Genomic DNA, 2,920 nt, shown 5'->3' with positions numbered 1-2,920 from the left:
GGCGAAGTTAACAACCCCCTTACCTCGAAATTCCCGGGACTTCAAGCTCCAAGCCTCGCCGCGGAGACGGTCCTACTTCCGTATAAGGGGATGCCCCTAGCCTGCTTACTCCGCCATGGATATCGTCTGATTCAATGGTGGGTGCGATTCACGCGCTGGTGTCCATGGTCTGTCGGGGCTGCGAACCATTGAACTAAGTGTAAACGAGTGGTTGACTTTGCCTCGATGCCCTTCCTAGTATGAAACATGAATCATGTATCATGTTAAAGGCGGAGCGAAAGCCTGTCATAAATTAAGCAGTTGTCCTTAAAGTGCGAACCGGCTTGTTGCAGACCCCTTGGGTCAGGGCATTGCTGTGACTCGAAGAAATCAAAAAAGGGAGACACTATGCTGAGAAAGCGTTGGCGATACTTCGCGACCGGGTTAGTCACTCTTGCGACGATGCTGGGAGCGTTTTCGCTGCATGCAGCGACGGCGGGTCCCGGAGCGTGGAGTAGCGAGCAGACGTGGGCATCGGATGCCGTCAATGGTGGAAACCTGACCGGCTATTTCTATTGGCCGGCGAGCCAGCCTTCCACGCCCAATGGCAAGCGAGCTCTAGTTCTAGTGCTACACGGATGCTTGCAGACTGCCTCCGGCGACGTGATCAATAATGCCAGTGGGACCGGGTTCAACTGGAAATCGATTGGCGATCAATACGGTGCTGTCATTCTTGCGCCTAACGCAAGCGGCAACGTGTACTTCAAGCATTGCTGGGACTATGCGAATGCGTCGCCAAGCCGAACCGCTGGACACGTGGGCGTACTGCTGGATCTAGTCAACCGCTTTGTTGCCAATGCCCAGTATGCGATCGATCCCAATCAGGTATACGTGGCGGGCCTATCCTCTGGAGGCGGCATGAGCATGGTCCTGGGCTGCATCGCCCCGGACATTTTTGCCGGCGTTGGCATCAATGCCGGTCCGACGCCGGGAACCACGACGGCCCAGATCGGCTTCGTACCTAGTGGCTATACCGCGACGACGGCAGGCAATAAATGTAAGCAATGGGCCGGATCCAACGTGGGTAAGTTCACCAGCCAGATTGCCGGCGCCGTATGGGGAACCTCGGACTACACGGTGGCGCCGGCATATGGCCCGATAGCAGCCTCGGCCTTCCGCCAGCTCTACGGCGGCAGCTTCACCCAGGGATCTAAGGTATCGATAGCAGGGGGCGGCACAAACACCCCTTATATCGATAGCAATGGCAAAGTGCGCACCCACGAAATATCGGTCGCGGGCATGGCACACGCATGGCCCGCTGGAACTGGCGGCAACAACACCAACTATGTCGATGCCACGCATATCAACTACCCTGACTTCGTGATGGACTTCTGGGTTAAGAACAATTTGCGTGCTGGAAGCGGGTCTGGACAGGCGGGTTCGTCGCCGACTGGGCTGGCGGTCGCCGGGACGACCCTCAACACAATATCGCTGTCGTGGAATGCCGTAACAAACGCCAACAGCTACAACCTTTACCGCAATGGCACGAAGGTGGGCTCGAGCACGTCGACGAGCTACACCGATTTGGACTTGATAGCGGGTACTACGTACAGCTACACTGTGACGGCGATCGACGGCACAGCAGGGGAAAGCCAGCAATCTGCTGCTATCTCGGCAACAACAAAGACGAGTTTTTCTTGTACGGCGACCACCGGCACAAACTATGCGCACGTGCAAGCCGGTCGGGCACACGATGTCGGGGGGGGGGCTTACGCGAATGGCTCGAACCAAAGCATGGGATTAAATAATCTTTTCTATATCAACACTCTGGCTGAGACAGCCGCCGGATACTATGTGATTGGCAATTGCCCATAAGCAGCGGCACGATTGGAGTTGGGGGAGGCAATCTGTCAAAACAAACTTCTGAGAGAACTCATTGAAGCTATGTACGCGCCGTTCGGGAGGCGACCCCAGCTGCATTGGAAGCTTCCCCGATTCGCTACGTCCAATCCGCGCTCTGCACACGCTTCTGCAGGTCGGCCTGAAGCTTTCGATCAGCTTTGGCGAGGATCCCTTCGGCTCAGCCCAGGGAAATCAGTTTGGTTATAGCGTAGTCCTTCTGTCCAGCTTCGCTAAACGTTGGCACGTCGGGAGTGTCAGCGTGTATGCCGTATCGGTGACGGCCAGTGCCAGCCTCTGGCTGTGGGACTGCGGCCGGCGTTGGCCCTGCAGTCAATAAGGGAATGCTTGAGGCGGCTCCACGAATGGAGCGACCCCCTGAAAAGCCGGACACAGTCCCCACTTACAATAGCTGGTTGGGTGCGCTTGCGAAGCATGAGGCTCGGTATATCGGGCGCAATGCATTCGTTTCATCATTGTCCAACCACGAGTCTTGATTCCACGGTAGCGGACCCGCCGTGCGACCGGCGGTAGGCTGGGAGCGCGCGTGTTGCTGGCAACGGCGGCGTGCGAAGGTGCTCTGACAATGTAGTCCGACAGTGGGCAATATCGCGAGGTGTTGCGTAGAGGCTCCGAGCAGCGATGTGGCTCAGACGCTAGGCTGGCTGGTAGGAGCAACACATGTGAATCGCAGATAAACGATGCCCCGAGGCGATCTGCGAGGAGGCGTCACAACCCTCTATGCGGTTTGTCACACAGCGAACGGAGTCGCAACAAGTTCTATTGGCATTGCACCGTGTTAGGGATTCGATTATTCGCGACAGGCTGGGCACTACTAGAACGTGCATTTCTTATAGAGTTCGACATAAGCCTGCCGCTGGGCGGCACCGTGATGAAGCGCCTGCCAGCCGTCATTGCAGAACATTTGCTTCCGCCGCAGCTAGTAGGTAAGCGAGTAGCCAGTACCGTCTTGACGGCCGCAGCAGTTACGCTGGCGTAACCAGTTGCTCAGTGACGACCCACGGCATGAGTTCGTCGACGC

The 2,920-nt window shown here is 56.9% G+C and carries 1 protein-coding gene and 1 pseudogene; both read left to right on the top strand.

The genetic code is table 11. The features are described 5' to 3' along the window. The first annotated feature begins 441 nt into the window (after positions 1-441). Positions 442-1,854, top strand: a complete 1,413-nt coding sequence (locus tag A3AG_RS32380) for an extracellular catalytic domain type 1 short-chain-length polyhydroxyalkanoate depolymerase (RefSeq protein ID WP_306414580.1) — start codon at positions 442-444, stop codon at positions 1,852-1,854. A gap of 732 nt (positions 1,855-2,586) precedes the next feature. Further along, positions 2,587-2,824, top strand: a pseudogene (locus A3AG_RS32370) (IS110 family transposase); the annotation flags it as partial. Positions 2,825-2,920 lie beyond the last annotated feature (96 nt).

Origin of the sequence: Cupriavidus neocaledonicus, from assembly GCF_000372525.1 — a bacterium.
GTDB classification, from domain to species: Bacteria; Pseudomonadota; Gammaproteobacteria; order Burkholderiales; family Burkholderiaceae; genus Cupriavidus; species Cupriavidus neocaledonicus.
This window is presented reverse-complemented; position numbering and strand designations above follow the sequence as displayed.